The 15,749-nt window shown below is 65.5% G+C and carries 15 protein-coding genes; 3 read left to right on the top strand and 12 right to left on the bottom strand.

Features of this window, described 5'->3' with window-relative positions; genetic code table 11:
* Positions 1–22: 22 nt before the first annotated feature.
* The 3 genes from IC761_RS05145 to IC761_RS05155 all read right to left on the bottom strand — a co-directional run bounded on the left by IC761_RS05145 (position 23) and on the right by IC761_RS05155 (position 3,784).
* Positions 23–1,402: a transposase gene (locus IC761_RS05145; protein ID WP_195798804.1), complete on the bottom strand. Its 1,380-nt coding sequence runs from the start codon at positions 1,400–1,402 to the stop codon at positions 23–25.
* A gap of 161 nt (positions 1,403–1,563) precedes the next feature.
* A complete protein-coding gene (locus tag IC761_RS05150; protein ID WP_195802208.1) occupies positions 1,564–2,412 on the bottom strand; it encodes a C40 family peptidase in 849 nt (282 codons plus the stop codon).
* Positions 2,405–3,784 (bottom strand): leucyl aminopeptidase family protein, encoded by a 1,380-nt coding sequence (locus IC761_RS05155; RefSeq protein ID WP_195802209.1) that lies wholly within the window; start codon positions 3,782–3,784, stop codon positions 2,405–2,407. Before IC761_RS05155 ends, IC761_RS05150 begins: the two co-directional genes overlap by 8 nt.
* A 212-nt stretch (positions 3,785–3,996) precedes the next feature.
* Here IC761_RS05155 and IC761_RS05160 point away from each other — a divergent pair, with 212 nt between their 5' ends.
* The 3 genes from IC761_RS05160 (at position 3,997) to IC761_RS05170 (ending at position 6,902) form a co-directional block, all read left to right on the top strand.
* Complete coding sequence (locus tag IC761_RS05160; protein ID WP_195802210.1) at positions 3,997–4,200, top strand: hypothetical protein; 204 nt, start codon at positions 3,997–3,999, stop codon at positions 4,198–4,200.
* Between the two features lie 304 nt (positions 4,201–4,504).
* The gene (locus IC761_RS05165; protein ID WP_195802211.1) at positions 4,505–5,998 is read left to right on the top strand and encodes a metallophosphoesterase family protein; all 1,494 of its coding nucleotides are present in this window, start codon (positions 4,505–4,507) and stop codon (positions 5,996–5,998) included.
* Between the two features lie 91 nt (positions 5,999–6,089).
* Positions 6,090–6,902 carry a tetratricopeptide repeat protein gene (locus IC761_RS05170; RefSeq protein ID WP_195802212.1) on the top strand — a complete coding sequence of 271 codons (813 nt, stop codon included), beginning with the start codon at positions 6,090–6,092 and terminating at the stop codon, positions 6,900–6,902.
* Between the two features lie 132 nt (positions 6,903–7,034).
* Here IC761_RS05170 and IC761_RS05175 read toward each other — a convergent pair whose 3' ends face one another.
* The 9 genes from IC761_RS05175 to IC761_RS05215 form a co-directional block, all read right to left on the bottom strand.
* Positions 7,035–8,009: a type II secretion system F family protein gene (locus tag IC761_RS05175; protein WP_195802213.1), complete on the bottom strand. Its 975-nt coding sequence runs from the start codon at positions 8,007–8,009 to the stop codon at positions 7,035–7,037.
* Positions 8,010–8,018: 9 nt separating this feature from the next.
* Complete coding sequence (locus tag IC761_RS05180; RefSeq protein ID WP_195802214.1) at positions 8,019–8,996, bottom strand: type II secretion system F family protein; 978 nt, start codon at positions 8,994–8,996, stop codon at positions 8,019–8,021.
* A 16-nt stretch (positions 8,997–9,012) separates the two neighbouring features.
* Positions 9,013–10,476, bottom strand: coding sequence for a TadA family conjugal transfer-associated ATPase (locus IC761_RS05185; protein WP_195802215.1), 1,464 nt, complete (start codon positions 10,474–10,476; stop codon positions 9,013–9,015).
* Positions 10,477–10,497: 21 nt separating this feature from the next.
* Complete coding sequence (locus IC761_RS05190) at positions 10,498–11,763, bottom strand: CpaE/TadZ family protein (protein WP_195802216.1); 1,266 nt, start codon at positions 11,761–11,763, stop codon at positions 10,498–10,500.
* On the bottom strand, positions 11,760–12,494 hold the full coding sequence (locus tag IC761_RS05195) for a CpaD family pilus assembly protein (protein ID WP_195802217.1): 735 nt from the start codon (positions 12,492–12,494) through the stop codon (positions 11,760–11,762). The genes IC761_RS05190 and IC761_RS05195 overlap by 4 nt, the downstream gene beginning before the upstream one ends.
* Before the next feature lie 20 nt (positions 12,495–12,514).
* Positions 12,515–13,990: a type II and III secretion system protein family protein gene (locus tag IC761_RS05200; RefSeq protein WP_195802218.1), complete on the bottom strand. Its 1,476-nt coding sequence runs from the start codon at positions 13,988–13,990 to the stop codon at positions 12,515–12,517.
* An 11-nt stretch (positions 13,991–14,001) separates the two neighbouring features.
* The gene (cpaB, locus tag IC761_RS05205) at positions 14,002–14,802 is read right to left on the bottom strand and encodes a Flp pilus assembly protein CpaB (RefSeq protein ID WP_195802219.1); all 801 of its coding nucleotides are present in this window, start codon (positions 14,800–14,802) and stop codon (positions 14,002–14,004) included.
* Positions 14,803–14,929: 127 nt separating this feature from the next.
* Positions 14,930–15,454: an A24 family peptidase gene (locus IC761_RS05210; RefSeq protein WP_195802220.1), complete on the bottom strand. Its 525-nt coding sequence runs from the start codon at positions 15,452–15,454 to the stop codon at positions 14,930–14,932.
* A 123-nt stretch (positions 15,455–15,577) separates the two neighbouring features.
* Positions 15,578–15,724, bottom strand: coding sequence for a hypothetical protein (locus IC761_RS05215; protein ID WP_195802221.1), 147 nt, complete (start codon positions 15,722–15,724; stop codon positions 15,578–15,580).
* Positions 15,725–15,749: the final 25 nt, after the last annotated feature.

A 15,749-nucleotide genomic window follows, 5' to 3' on the forward strand; every position in this document is an offset into this window, starting at 1 on the left:
CAACCAACGCGACGGACGCCACTTACGCAACGCACGGTGCGGCCGTGTTGGGTGGATGGAGCGCCAGCTTGGCAAAGCGACGAAGGTTCTGAGCGATTGCTGCAAGCGTAAATTCGAACCGCGCGCCGGCCGGGCCACGCAGCCTCAGGCGGCCGAGCCGCAGAATCCGCTTGAGGTGCGCAAACAGCATCTCAACCTTCTTGCGATCTCGTCGGGTCTGATCGTAGGCAGGCGTCTTGGCGATCGCGCGGGCGACATCGCGCGCTGCCTCATGCACGTGGCGTGTGATCTTCCGGCTAGGCGAGTTTGGGCAGCATTTGGACTTGAGCGGGCAGTCGCGGCAATCGGCGACGCGCGAGAAATACGAGATAGCGTCATCCCCGCGTGGTCCGCGTGCTCCACTTGAGCGCGGCAGGATCTTGCCGCTGGGGCAGATACATTGATCGCGCGCCTCGTCATAGATGAAATCGTCGCGGCTGAACGTGCCGTCGTCGCGCTTTGACTTGTCGATCACCGGGATGTGGGGCGCGATCCCCTTCACATCGACCAGGAAGTGGAGATTTTGGGCCGCGCCGTAGGCCGTATCCGCGACGAGCCAGTCGGGTTTGATGCCGAACGTCTTCTCAGTCCTTTCGATCATCGTCTGGGATGCGCCAACCTCGGACTGGCGGATCGCCCGGGACGCTTCGACATCCATGATAATACCGAACTTGATGTCGACGAGGTAATTGTCGGCGTAGGCGAAGAACGCGGCGCTGCGCAGTGCGCCAGTCCACTGCGCGGCTGGGTCGGACGGCGCGACAAACTTCGGCACGACGTCGGTCGCACGACCCCATGCCGGATCGTCGAGATTGGCAAGGTAGTCCTGAACGGCGCGCCTGGCCCTCATCGGGTCGATGTCGTGGCTCCATTTGTCGCCCGGGGTCGAGCGGCACTTATTGGCGTCCGCCGCGATCAAGCTGGCATCGACGGCGAAACCATCGCCGCCGACAAGGCCAGCTTTGATGCACGAAACGACGACATGTTCGAAGACGTGACGAAAGACATCATGATCGCGAAAGCGCTCGTTGCGGGCGCGCGTGAATGCCGAGTGATCCGGGATTCTGTCCTCTATGCCAAGACCGCAGAACCAGCGATATGCGAGGTTGAGCTGGACCTCGCGGCATAATGCTCGCTCCGAGCGGATCGCGAATACGTATCCGAGGATGAGCATCCGGATCATCAACTCCGGATCGACCGATGGCCGACCAGTGTTGGAGTAGTGCGGCGCAAGCTCTGCGCGCACCCACGAGAGATCGAGAACTGCCGCAATCTGCCGAACCTGATGGTCGTCCGGTACTACGGCTTCGAGGTCGAACGCATAGAACAGCTGACCCTGCTCACTCTTGCACCGCCCCATCATCGAAACGCTCCGTCGATGGCCGCTTCACCTCACGGAATCACGGTTTGCTCCGCTCCTCAAGGGTTCTGCAACAAAATCGGCCCAAGGCAGACACGGACCGTGGGGCCTTCGATGCCGCCTTTCGAGAGTAAAGCCGACGCAACGCATTTTCGACGACGCGCCTACAGCCGCTTGATCGCGACGATCTCGCTACCCGCCTGCCTGATCCGCGCAATGGCCGGCTCGATCGGCTCGATCGCCGTCGCCATATGATGCGCGTTGGCATGAACCATGCTGCTGCCGTCGCGCACGATGGCGACATGGCCCTTCCAGAAGATCAGATCGCCGCGTAGCAGCGTGCTCCGTTCATGCGGCTCCAGCGCGCGGCCAAGCCCGGCCTGCTGCATGTCGCTGTCGCGTGGGCAGCCGATGCCCGCCGATGTCAGCGAGACCTGCACCAGGCCCGAGCAGTCGATGCCGAGGCTGCTCTTGCCGCCCCAGAGATAGGGCGTGCCGACGAAGCGTTCGGCGACAGCGACGAAGTCCGGCTCATGATGATCGAGCGGGTCGAGATGCGCCTTCGGCAGGAACATTCCTTCGCGCGTCACGGCAAAGCTGCCGTCCTCGCGCGCGATCGTGAGTTTTGATCCCAGCACCAGCGTGTCGGCCGGGGGCAATTTGATCGAGGGGCCGGGGAAGGCAAACGTCCGCAGCGCGCTCACCTTGTGGGTCGGCGCGGCCACGGGCTTCGTCAGCGCCGCATCCGGCATCCAGCCGACATAGCCGTCGCCGCCGAGCTGGCCCCAGGCCCAGCCCTCGTCGTTGCGGTCGTAGATCGTGACGCGCTCGCCGCGCAGTGCTTCGGTCGCCAGCATCGCGCTCGACGACGGCTGCTCGCGCACGGCTGCAATCGCCTCGATCACCTCGAATTCCTCGCCGGCGACGTAGCGATCCGCCTTCACCTTGCCTTCGAGATACTTTGCGGCGAGGTCGCGCCGTGCCGGCGTCAACCTTGGGTCGAAATCATCCATAGCGCTCGCTCAGCAATGCGTAGATCGCGCGGGCGGCCTGGCATTCGCCGCCCTCGGGCCGCGCCGGCTTGGCCGACGGTGTCCAGCCGTAAATATCCACGTGAAGCCAGCTTTTGGCCTGCTCGACGAAGCGCTGCAAAAACAGCGCGCAGGTGATCGAGCCGGCGAAGCCGCCGGACGGTGCATTGGTGATGGTGGCGGTCTTGGAGTCCAGCCAGGCATCGTAAGCGGGCCACAGCGGCATGCGCCACAACGGATCGTTCTCCTTCGCCGCGCAGCGCGCGACGTCGGCGGCCAGTGTCTCATCATTGGTGTAAAAGGGCGGTAAATCCGGTCCCAGCGCGACCCGCGCCGCGCCGGTCAACGTGCCGAGATCGATCAGCAGGTCCGGCTTCTCCTCGTCGGCCAGCGCCAGCGCGTCGGCGAGCACGAGCCGGCCTTCGGCGTCGGTGTTGCCGATCTCGACCGTGATGCCCTTGCGCGACGTAAAAATGTCGAGCGGGCGGAAGGCGTTGCCGGAGACCGCGTTTTCGACCGCGGGGATCAGCACGCGCAGCCGCACCTTCAGCTTCGCGTCCATCACCATGCGCGCCAGCGCCAGCACATTGGCGGCACCGCCCATGTCCTTCTTCATGATCAGCATGCCGCTCGACGGCTTCAGGTCGAGCCCGCCGGTGTCGAAGCAGACGCCTTTTCCCACCAGCGTCACCTTGGGATGATCAGGGTCGTCACCCCAGCCGATATCGATCAGCCGCGGCGCGCGATCCGAGGCCATGCCGACGGCGTGGATCAGCGGGAAATTCTTCGCCACCAGCTCGTCGCCGACGATGCAGGCAAAGCTCGCGCCGAACTCGGCGGCGAGGTCTCGTGCGGCGGCGGCCAGCTCCTCCGGCCCCATGTCGTTGGACGGCGTATTGATGAGGTCCCGCGCCAGCGTCGCGGCCTCCGCGACGCGATCGATCTCGACCGCATCGACACCATCCGGCGGCACCAGCCGGACGTCGGGGCTATCAGCCTTGCGGTAGCGGCCAAAGCGGTAACAGCCGAGCGCGAAGGCGAGCGCGGCCAGTCGGGTATCGTGCGGGGCATTGGCGAAACGATAGGTGCCCGGCGGCAGCAGGCCGGGCAGGGCGCCGGGCCGGAACGGGTCGCGCGATCGGGCGCTGTCGTCCTCGAGGCCGAACAGGATCTGCGCGATCGTGCCATCGGGCGCGGGCAGCGCCAGATAGCCGCCCGGCTTGCCGGCGAAGGCGCTCGCTGTGGCGAACTGACGCTGCGCCGGCGGTAGCCGCTCGGCGACCTGATCCCAGCTCGACTTGGTGACGAAGGTGATCGGGGTGGCGGTCGAGGCGGTCTCGAAGACGGAAGGCATTGGCGGGTCCGGCGCGTCAGATCAAACGGGTCATTCGGTCGGTGGAGACTTCGCAGAGTTTTGCCATGGCCGCAATCGGCTTCGCGGTCACCGCTGAGTGAGCCGCTACTCGCAGAGAAGCAGCCATGCTAGGTTCCGGCCGACGGTTGCCAGGCGTCAGGTGCGCAGAGAACGCCGGCGACCGAAGACGAGGCGTGCCGGGAGGAATTGCGATGGAATTTGTGTGGAGCGTGGTCACATTCATTGGCCAGGCCATCGAGGCGGTCTTTGGCTATGTCGAGCATCATCACTGGGTCTTCGCGTTCCTCGCCGGCGGCTACGTCTTCTATCTCCATGATCGTTCGGTCCATGCGCGGTTCGACGCGCTCGACAAGCGCCTGGACGAAATCCGCAAGCGCCTCGCCATCGAATATTGATCGGGCGAGACGAAACAATCGTCCGGCGACCTCGTACCTCCGCTGAGAACTGTCGTTCACGAGAGCGCGGCCGCAGGGCTTTACTAGCGCTGCGGTTGTGGCATTATTGTAGAATATTCTTGGGTTGCGTGATGTGCTCCTGCACGTATCGAGCGCAAGCGCGCGGCTGAATCTTGGTTGATGCCGGTCTGGATTGATACCGCCTGAGCCTCTTGGTCGTAAGCCTCTTGGTCGCGAGGCTCTTCGTCGAAGGCATTTCTCTCAATCGTTTGGGCGACGCAGCATTCGCGATGAGCGGCGCAACATGGATAGATCGTTTGTCATTGCGCAGATATCCGACCTGCATCTGGACGGGTCAGGCCGGCTGCTTGCCACGGTCGAGGCCCTCGTGGACTCTCTCCGCGAGAGGATGGCGGATTTCGCGGACGTCCCCGATCGCATCCTGCTGATCACGGGCGATCTCGTGAACGACCCGACGCCGCGTGCGCTCGACGAAGCGCTCGCGGTCATCGCGTCCCTGCGGCAGACCGGCCTGTTCACGGATATCCAGGCGGTGGCCGGCAATCACGACGTCAAGCGTCCGAGCCAGCGCGCAGGCCGGCACGACGCCTACGATTACCTGCACCTGCCGCGGACCTCGAAGAGCGTCTATTACCGTCAGGCTGGTCTCGATCTGGTGCTGCTGGACTCCAATAGCGCCAGCCTGACCACGCTTGCCAGTGGCGGTGTCGATGAGCGCGCCTACCAGGCGCTGGTGACGCATTCCGCCCGGTTGAGCGTCGAGCTCGCCGGCAGCACAGGTTCAGCCGGACGCACCGACTATGCCGAGCCCGCGGAAAACCTGGTGCGCGTGCTGGCGCTGCATCATCATCCGCTGCCGCAGGCGACCGGTGAGGGCAAGCGGTTTCTCGGCGTCCCCGACGAGCCGCTGATGTACCTCGCCGCGCCCGCGACCTTTCTCGAGGCCGCCACCTCGCTCAACGTCAATCTGATCCTGCACGGGCATCGGCATGTCGAGGGGCTCACCCGCTATTCGATTCCCGATCCGCGCACGACACGGAGCGGGGTCGAGGATTTCTGGCGCACGATCTATGTGCTCTCCTGTCCGTCGTCGACGGGGCAGGGCGGCGACGATGCCGGCTTCAACATCATCCATTTCAGTCCGAGGCCTCAGGCTGGAGGTTACCGGTTCGCGATCACGCGATATTCGCGGCCGCGCGACGAGGGCACATTCAGGCCGCTGGACTCGAACCTGCCGGGCGGCCTCATCACGCTTCCGGCGGGGCGGGATTTTTCCCGCGATCCCGCCATCCAGTCGGCGATCGATATCGCCTCATGCGCATCGTTGAAGCGGGATCAGGTCCCGGCGCTGGTCCGACAGCTGCTGTCGCGCCGCGCCTTCTACGATGACGGCGGGCAAAGCTGGGCGGACTCGCTCTACACTTATCTCGTCACTGCCCACGCCTGGTCGGATCTCAAGGGCAGGTTCGCAAGGTCGGGACCTGGGCCTGAGGTCGAGGCGCTGGCGGCAGCGCGAGCGTTGCTCCGTCAATTGATCGGGCAATCCGCCGACGTGCTTGGCATCGACCGCGCCACGCTCGACGAGCTCCGCGCCAACCGCCTGATCAATCGTGACGACGTCCTGCGCCGCTGGCCGCGGCTGCCGCGCGAGGGCATCGACATCGAGGAGCGGTTGCGACAGAGGCTGCAATGGCTGCGGGAGCTCGACCGGCAAGCGGGTGCGCTCGGCCTCGCTCTCGGCCTCGGCGGCAAGATGCCGCCGAAAACGCCGCCATAAAGCCGCAGGCCGCGCGTTAACCGGCCATTAGGGTTAACGGTCTATTGCTGGCGCGTTCGGCTCGATCCATCCGCTCGAGAGTCAAAGCGTCATGCGTCAACGGTTCAGTCCTGCCCGGCTTCTTGCCTCCGCCTCGCTGATCGCGCTGGTGGGTGCGAGCCTCGGCGGCTGCACGGCCATGTCAAAGCTCTCCGACGTCACCGGCTCGATCGGGCCGAAGGCGGAAGCCGCTCCGACCGATCCGGCGCGCGCCGTCGAGGTCTATGGCGAGCGTTACCGTGCCAATCCCAGGGATGCCGACGCGGCGCTGGCCTATGGCCAGGCCTTGCGCGCCAACGGCCAGCGCGCGCAGGCTGCCGCCGTGCTCGAGCAGGCGACCATCGCCAATCCCGGCAACAAGGCGCTGCTCGCCCAATACGGACGCGCGCTCGCCGACAACGGCAATTTCCAGCAGGCTTTCGACGTGCTGTCGAAGGCGCATTCGCCCGACAATCCGGACTGGCGCCTGCTCTCGGTGCAGGGCACTGCGCTCGACCAGATGGGCCGTCACGACGAGGCGCGCGCCTATTATGCCAGCGCGCTCAAGATCGCGCCGGGCGATCCCGGCGTGCTCTCAAATCTCGGCCTGTCCTACATGCTGTCGCGCGACCTGCCCAAGGCCGAGGACGTGCTGCGCCAGGCCTACGCCTCGCCGCACGCGAGCGCCCGGGTGCGGCAGAATCTCGGCCTGGTGGTCGGCCTCCAGGGCCGCTTTGCCGAGGCCGAAACCATCGTGAAGGCGGACCTGCCGCCGGACCAGGCCGCGGCCAATGTCGCCTATCTGAAGGACATGCTGAGCCGCAACGACGCCCCGCGCGGCGCTCAGAAGCGGACGCCGGTCGCGTCTCTCGGCCAATCCGACTGATCCGCCGCTCTTCGCGCCATTGCGCGGATTTCCCCTGACGCTTCAGACGCTTTGCGCGATCCACCTCGCAGCCGGCCGGCGACCGCCGGCTACTGTGCATGGGGTTGTTTTCGAGGATTTGTTTTTGGCGCCTCAGTGCAGCTCGGAGATCTTGATGCCGGTCGGCCCGAGAATGACGACGAACAGCACCGGCAGGAAGAACAGGATCATCGGCACCGTCAGTTTCGGCGGCAGCGCGGCGGCCTTCTTCTCGGCCTCGTTCATGCGCATGTCGCGATTTTCCTGCGCCATGACGCGCAAGGAATGGCCAAGCGGCGTGCCGTAGCGCTCCGCCTGCTGAAGCGCGAGACAGACCGACTTGACGCCTTCGAGCCCGGTGCGGCGCGCCAGGTTCTCGTAGGCCACCTTGCGGTCCTGCAAATAGGACAGCTCCGCGGTGGTCAGCGTGAACTCTTCCGACAGCGCGATCGACTGGCCGACGATCTCGGTCGCGACCTTGCGGAACGCCATTTCCACCGACATGCCGGACTCGATACAGATCAGCAGCAGGTCGAGCGCGTCGGGGAAGGCACGCTTGATCGAGAGCTGGCGCTTCGAGATCGCATTCCTCAGGAACAGCATCGGCGCCTGCAAGCCGCCATAGGCGGCGCCGACGCAGATGCCGATCTTGATCGGCATCGATTGCTCCATATGGGCGATCAGGAACACGTAGACGACCGAGCCGACGAACAGCACCAGCGGCGCCACCATGCGGGCGAACAGGAAGGTGATGTAGGGGGCCTGGCCGCGATAGCCCGCCATGATCAGCTTGTCGCGCGCGGCTTCCTGCGCCAGCCATTTGGTGAGGTTGAAGTCCTCGACGACCCTGGAGACGAGCTGCTTGGGCGTCTGGCGCAGCGAGACCTTCTCGCTCTTGTTGAGGCGTTCGCGCTCACGCTGCCGGATGCGCTCGCGCTCGCTCGCCACCGCCTTCATGCGCTTGGAGAGGCCTTCGCCGGCGAACAGCGGCATGACCAGCGTATACACCGTGGCACTGGCGGCGATGGCCGCCAGCAACATGGTCATGAAGTGGACGTCGTGCAGCTTCGTGACGAGCAAATCAACCATACGGCACCATCAAAAATCGAAGTTGATCATCTTCTTCATCACCATGATGCCAATCGACATCCAGACGACGCAGCCGACCAGCATCAGCTGGCCTGTGGGATGGGTCCAAAGAATCGAGATGTAGCCAGGCGTCGTGAGATAGACGAGAAACATCACGATCGGCGGCAGCGAGCCGATGATGCCGGCCGAGGCCTTGGCTTCCATCGACATCGCCTGGATCTTTTCCTTCATCTTCTTGCGGTCGCGCAACACCTTGGAGAGGTTGCCGAGCGCTTCGGAGAGGTTGCCGCCCGACTTCTGCTGGATCGACACCACGATGCCGAAGAAGTTGGCCTCCGGCAGCGGCATGCGGTCGTAGAGACGCGAGCAGGCCTCGCCGAGCGGCATGCCGATCGCCTGCGTTTCGATGATGGACAGGAACTCGCTGCGCAGCGGCTCCGGCGCATCGGCGGCGACGACCTTGATCGATTCGAACAGCGGCAGGCCGGCCTTGATGCCGCGGACGATGACGTCGACGGCGTCCGGCAGCGCCGCCAGGAATTTGTTCTCGCGGCGCTTCTTCAGGAAACCGAGCGCCCAGCGCGGCAGGCCGAAACCGCCGGCGAAGGCGAGACCGACGGCGCCGAGCAGGCCGCCACCGCCGAACAGCGCGCCAAAGAAAAACACGCCGCCCGTGACAGCGGACACGATCCAGAATTTCTGCGGCGTCCAGTCGAGCCCGGCCTGCGACAGGCGGACGTGGAGCGGAACGCTCTTCTCCTGCGCGCGCCGCGCCTCGAGATCCTTGAGCGTGGTCTCGACCTGCTCGCGACGCGAGCGCTGGGTCTTCTCGGCCTGGCGGGCGGTGGGCGCCTCGGCGCGCGCGATCGAGGCGCGGCGACCCTCGGCCTTCCGCTCGCCGGATAGCAGCGGGTAGACGAAGACCCAGGCGATGCCGCCGACCGCGGCGGTGGCGAGGAAGGCGAGGGCGAGGACCTGCATGTTCATGGCTGCGCCGCCCTGCTCACGTGTTCGGTTTCTTTTCCGCGGCGTCGAGCGCGGCGGCAAGGCGTTTCTCTTCGCCGTAATAGCGGGCGCGTTCCCAGAACTTCGGGCGACCGATGCCGGTCGAGCGGTGCTGGCCGATGATCTTGCCGTTGGCGTCCTCGCCGACGAGGTCGTAGAGGAAGACGTCCTGGGTGATGATGGTGTCGCCTTCCATGCCCATCACCTCGGTGATGTGGGTGATGCGGCGCGAGCCGTCGCGCAGGCGCGCGGCCTGGACGATGACGTCGATCGAGGCGCAGATCATCTCGCGGATTGTTCGCGAAGGAAGCGAAAAGCCGCCCATGGTGATCATGGATTCGCAGCGCGACAGCGCTTCGCGGGGATTGTTGGCGTGCAGCGTTCCCATCGAGCCGTCGTGGCCGGTGTTCATGGCCTGGAGCAGGTCGAACGCCTCAGGTCCGCGGACTTCGCCGACGATGATGCGTTCGGGGCGCATACGCAGGCAGTTGCGCACCAGCTCGCGCATGGTGACCTGGCCTTCGCCTTCGATGTTGGGCGGGCGGGTTTCGAGCCGGACCACGTGGGGCTGCTGGAGCTGGAGCTCGGCGGCGTCCTCGCAGGTGATGACGCGCTCGTCGTGCTCGATGTAATTGGTCAGACAGTTGAGCAGCGTGGTCTTGCCGGAGCCGGTACCGCCGGAGATCAGCACGTTGCAGCGGACGCGGCCGATGATCTGGAGGATCTCGGCGCCCTCCGGCGAGATCGCGCCGAACTTGACCAGCTGATCCAGCGTCAGCTTGTCCTTCTTGAACTTACGAATGGTGAGTGCGGGGCCGTCGATCGCGAGCGGCGGTACGATGGCGTTGACGCGGGAGCCGTCGGCGAGGCGCGCGTCGCAGATCGGCGAGGATTCGTCGACGCGCCGGCCGACCTGGCTGACGATGCGCTGGCAGATGTTGAGGAGCTGCTGATTGTCGCGGAAGCGGATGCCGGTCTTCTGGATCTTGCCGTTGACTTCGATGAAGACGGTGCCGGCGCCGTTGACCATGATGTCGGCGATGTCGTCGCGTGCGAGCAGCGGCTCGAGCGGGCCGTAGCCGAGCACGTCGTTGCAGATGTCGTCGAGCAGCTCTTCCTGCTCGGCGATCGACATCACGATGTTCTTGATCGCGATGATCTCGTTGACGATGTCGCGGATTTCCTCGCGCGCGGACTCGGAATCGAGCTTGGCGAGCTGGGCGAGGTCGATGGCCTCGATCAGCGCGCCGAAGATGGTCGCCTTGACCTCGTAATAATTGTCCGAGCGGCGGGCTTCCATCGCCGGCGCGGGCCGGGCGGGGGCGAGCGGCGGCGAGGCGACGACCGGCGGGGGCGGCGCGCGCGACACTGTGGGCGCCGGAGCCGGGGCAGGCTCTGGCGACACGGCGCCGGGCTTGGGAGCCCGAAGATCGGTGTCTGTTCCGCTACGCTTACCGAACACTTAACAACTCCATGCGGCGGCTTATTTTCCCCGCAACTTCTCAATCAGCGGTGAAAGCAGGGACGACTTTTGTTTCTTCGTCTCGCTGCGGCCGGTCAGCCGCTGGGCGATCTGGAGAAACATTTCGATCGACTTGTGGTTGGCGGAGATCTCCGCGATCATCTGGCCGTTGTTGGCCGCCGAGCCGAAGATCTGCGGCTCGAACGGGATCGAAACGACCGGCTGGCTCTCGATCGCCTTGGCGAATTCAGCCGCCGCAATCTCTGGCCGCTTGGGCACGCCGACCTGGTTCAGGCAGTAGAGTGGCGGCCGGTCGTTGGGACGGGCGGCCTTCAGCAGATCGAACAGGTTCTTGGTGTTGCGCAGATTGGCGAGATCGGGCGCCGCCACGATCAGGATGTCGTCGGCGCCGATCAGGGCGCGCTTGGTCCAGCCCGACCATTGATGGGGGATGTCGAGCACGATGCAGGGCATGGTTGAGCGCAGCGTGTCGAACACGGAATCGAAGGCGTCGGAGCCAAAATCATAGACCCGGTCGAGCGTGGCCGGCGCCGCCAGCAGGCTGAGATGGTCCGTACATTTCGACAGCAGGCGGTCGATGAAGGCGGTGTCGACGCGATCGGGCGAGAACACCGCGTCCGCGATGCCCTGCGGCGGGTCCTGGTTGTAGTCGAGACCGGCGGTGCCGAAGGCGAGGTCGAGATCGGCCACCACCGCGTCCATCGCGAGGTCCCGCGCAATCGCCCACGCGACGTTGTGGGAGATGGTGGAGGCGCCGACGCCGCCCTTGGCGCCAACCACGGCGATGATTCGGCCGACCGCCTTGGCCTCCGGCGCCGAGAACAGGTTGCAGATCGAGCGCACGACGTCGATCGGTCCGACCGGCGAGAGCACGTAGTCGCTGACGCCGCGGCGGACCAGCTCGCGATAGAGCATGACGTCGTTGATGCGGCCGATCACGACCACGCGGGTGCCGGCGTCGCAGACGGTCGCGAGCTGGTCGAGGCCGTTCAAGAGGTCGTTGCGGCCGTCGCTCTCGAGCACGATCACATTGGGGGTCGGGGCAGACCGATAGGCCTCGATCGCAGCCGCCATGCCGCCCATCTGGATCTTCAGATGGGCCTTGCCGAGACGGCGATCCTCACCGGCCGACTGCACGGCGGCGGCGGTCTCCACCGTCTCGCAAAAGGCCTGGACCGAAACGCGCGGTGCGGGCGCAATATGCTCCTCGACCGGTGCAGGGGCCTCCGGCTGCTCTTCTTGAGTCTGGCGAGCGTAGCTGATCATTTGCCGGTATCGCTGAGTTTGGCCTTTTCGGCTTCCGGATAGGGGACCGCCGTCGGCGTTCCCTTGCGAAACTTCTCGAAGGCGGCGGTGCGCCGCGGCGTGTAGGCCGGCGTTTCGGGCCGTGGCTGCTCGAGGTCCGACGGGTTGTCGACCATCGCGGCCATGTTGCGCTGATAGGAGCAGCCGAAATTGTAATAGTCCTTGTTTTCGAACCAGCCCTTGTTCTTCATCGATGGGCCGATGTCGTCCGGCCACAGGCCGCAGGGGCCCGCGACCGCGGCGATCTTCGAATAGGTCAGCCGGATCGGCGGCAGGAAACGCTTGTCCTCGGGCTGGTAGGGGCGTGCGATCACTCCGCGCGGGGGAACGCCCGCTGCTGCCAGCATCGCCTGGATCTCACGCATCGATTCCGCCACCGGGCGCGCGTTGGGCACCCCGGACGGCACGTCGATATGGATGGCGCCGGTGCCCTCATGCATCCAGGCCGACGCCAGACCCATCACGTCGGCGCGCTGGGCTGCGGTCAGGCCGCCGCGGGCGTGGCCGACGAAGACGACGATGGAGCGGTTCTGTTCCTCGATCGCGATCGGATGACGCTGCTTGTAGTCGTCCGGAATGGAGGCGGTCACCACTTCATCGTGCTGGCAACCGCCGAGCGCGATGGCGATACCGACCAGCGCGCCACCGAGGCCGATGGCGCGTTTGCGAAGTTGGGGTGGTCTTGTGATCATCGTGAAGTCCCCGTTCCGCCTCAGTCGGTGATGAAGCCGTAGGTGCCGCGGTAGTTCTTTGCCGGTTCAGTCCGGCCGGGCACGCCGTAGATGCGGTTGATGTTGCCGAGCAGTTCGACCTGCGGATCCGAAGGCGCTGAGAAACCGTCATCCGGCCGCGACAGGTCCTTCTGCGCCACCGCGCGCACGATGTAGGGCGTCACGATCACGACCAGCTCGGTCGAGTTGTTGACGAAGTCGCGGCTGCGGAACAGCGAGCCGAGAACCGGGAGCTGCATCAGGCCCGGCAGTCCGCTGATTGCCTGCTTGGTCTGCTGCTGGATCAGGCCGGCCATCGCCATTGCGCCGCCGGAGGGAATTTCGAGCGAGGTCTCGGCACGGCGGGTCCTGATCGAGGGCACCGTCAGCGAGTTCACCGAGGTCGAGGTCACGGCCTGCGACAGCGTGATCGCGTTGTCGTTGGAGAGCTCCGACACCTCGGTCATCACCCGCAGGCTGATCTTGCCTTCGGTCAGCACCACGGGCGTGAAGTTGAGCGAGATACCGAACTTCTTGAAGCTGATCTGGGTGGTACAGACATGCGTGGTGGGGTCGCAGGCATAGCCTGCCGGCACCGGGAATTCACCGCCGGCGATGAAGGTCGCCGATTCACCCGAGATCGCGGTCAGGTTCGGCTCGGCCAGCGTGCGGATCACACCTGCGGTCTCCATCGCGCGCAGGGTGGCCTGCACGGACGGGGTCGCGCCGAACTTCGTGGTCAGGCTGTTGCCGTCGACGAGGTTGTGGCCAAGCGCCGTGAACGGGTTGGAGTTGGTGAAGCTGACCACGGACGTGCCGTAGTTGAGGTTGGCGGTGAGATCGATGCCGAGCTGCTTGACGATGTTGCGCGCGACTTCGGCGACTGTCACCTTCAGCATGACCTGGTCGCGGCCGCGGACCACGATCGAATTCACCACCTTGTCGGCGCCGCCGGCAAGCCGCGCGGCGAGCTCGTTGGCCTGCTGCGCTTCGATCGGGGTCGCCGCCGTGCCGCTGAGGACGACGCCGTCGCCGAGGCCGTCGATCTGGATGTCGGAATTGGGCAGGATCTGCTTCAGTGCGGCGCGCACGCCATTGAGGTCGCGCTTGACCGCGATGTCATAGGCCGCGATCTGCTGGCCGGCGGAATCGAAGAACACGATGTTGGTCTGGCCGACCGAGGCGCCGATGATGTAGGCGCGCTGGGACGAGCGCACCACTGCGTTGGCGATCTTGGGATCGGCGACGAGCACGTCCTTGATGTCGCGCGGCAGGTCGATCACGATCGACTTGCCGACGCCGAGCGACAGAAAGCGCGCGTTCATCTGGCCGTCGGCCGCAACCGGCGCCACGGGACGGTAGTCTGCGGCGACCACGGGGGTCAGCACCGGGTTGAGCGTCAGCGCGAGAGCGGCCGAGAACGACAGGGCGCGGACCGCGGAGGTTCGCAACGTCGTCAAATCTGCCCTGCATTTCATATCGACAGTCCTCATCGTACCTTCGCCGACTGGCTCGGGATGCCGTAGCGAATGACCGAAATGCCGTCGCGCTTTTGCGCGGAGTCATCGAGCGTGATCTCGCTCATCTTGACGTCGGCGATGCTGCGCAGGGCCAGCGACAGCGTGCCGCTCTGGCGGGCGGCGGAAAGCGTCGCGGTCTGCGCGGGATTGAGCTCGAGGGTGACGGTCTTGCCGACCACGGAGTTCTGGCCGTCCTTCTCCTTCGGCGCCTGGTCGATCGCCAGCACGCGGACATTGGCCAGGATGATCTCTGACGTGACGATGTCCTGGGCGCCTGCGCTCTGGTCCGGGTTCTTGAGGCGGCGGGTGAGGAGCACGTCGACACGATCGTTCGGCAGGATAAAACCGCCCGCGCCGGTCTCCGGCGAGATCTCGGTCGAGATGGCGCGCATGCCGGTCGGCAGGATCGCGGCCATGAAGCCGGAGCCGTCAGCCTTGACCAGCTTCTGGTCGCGGATCGGCTCACCCTGGATGAAAGGCGCGCGCGCGATCGAACCAGTGACCTGGGTCGCGCCCTCTGGGCGCTCGTTGCGACGGATGAAGGTGGCGCTGGCGGAGCTGGTCGGCCATGTCTGCCACTGCACGTCTTCCGGCTTCACGGTCTGGCCGAGGCCAATGTCGTTCTTGGCGACCAGCACGTCGACGGTCGGAAGCTGCGCGACGGGAGCCGCCGGAGGCGGCGCAGAATTGTCCGAGCCGCTCGCCAGGTACGCGGCGACACCGCCGGCGCAGATGGCGGCCGTCAGGACGACAATGCGTGCCCTATTCATACGCTTCACTTTCCAACTAAACGCCGCGACGCAGCCGCCGCCGTAATCGGCAGTTGACCAGCTATTCGTCAAAGCATGGTTAATGAGGCGTATCTAAATCGCCTTAACGCCGGGTTACCCGGAGCGTTCAGCGCAGTGCGAGGCGAGCGAGGTCGATCGCCTTCACCCATTCGGTCTCCGGGTAGACCATCAGCGCGCTGAGCGCGAGCGCGATGCCGTAGGGAATGCCGGTCTCCTTGGCGTGGAGCCGCGCCAGCCAGGCCTGGCCGGCGAGCCCGAAGGGCAACGGCCATTGCCGGAACTGGAGCAGGAAGAGCGTCAACGCTCCGCCAAACAGCGAGGCGTAGAGCAGGAAGTTCGTCAGATGTGCGAAGCCGAACCAGAGCGCCACCGATGCCGCGACCTTCGCGTCGCCGCCGCCGACCCAGCCCATCGCAAAGCAGGTGAAGGCCACGACCAGGATGAACGCGCCGGCGCCGACATGGCTCAGCATGTCGTATGGTGCCATGCCACCGGCAATGGCGAGCACGAAGAAGCCTGCGACCAGGATCAGCGAGACGCGGTTCGAGATGGTCATCGTGAAGAGATCGCTGGCCGCGGCGAAGGCCATCAGGGCCGGGAAGAGCAGAAGGCGCGCGAGGTCGAGGGTCATGGCTGCGTCTTGGGGCCGTGGGTCTGTCGCTGGATCGGGCGTCGCGGCATGCTAGTCGGCAGTGCTAAACAAACCGACAACGGCGGCGGCGCCTTGACGGCGCTGGAACCGGCGGGCCGGCCATCACCAGATGCTGGCGATGCGGGTCGCGAGCGTGACCATTGCGAGCAGCAACGCGAGACAGACCCAATAGACCGATGCGTCGGCTCGCGCCGCTTCCGCCTCGTTCGCCGCAACCGCGGCATCGGTTCTGGTCTTACGCAACGCCACTGGAACTCGCCGTGTCCAAAAAAAC

Source organism: Bradyrhizobium commune (assembly GCF_015624505.1).
Taxonomy (GTDB): Bacteria; Pseudomonadota; Alphaproteobacteria; order Rhizobiales; family Xanthobacteraceae; genus Bradyrhizobium; species Bradyrhizobium commune.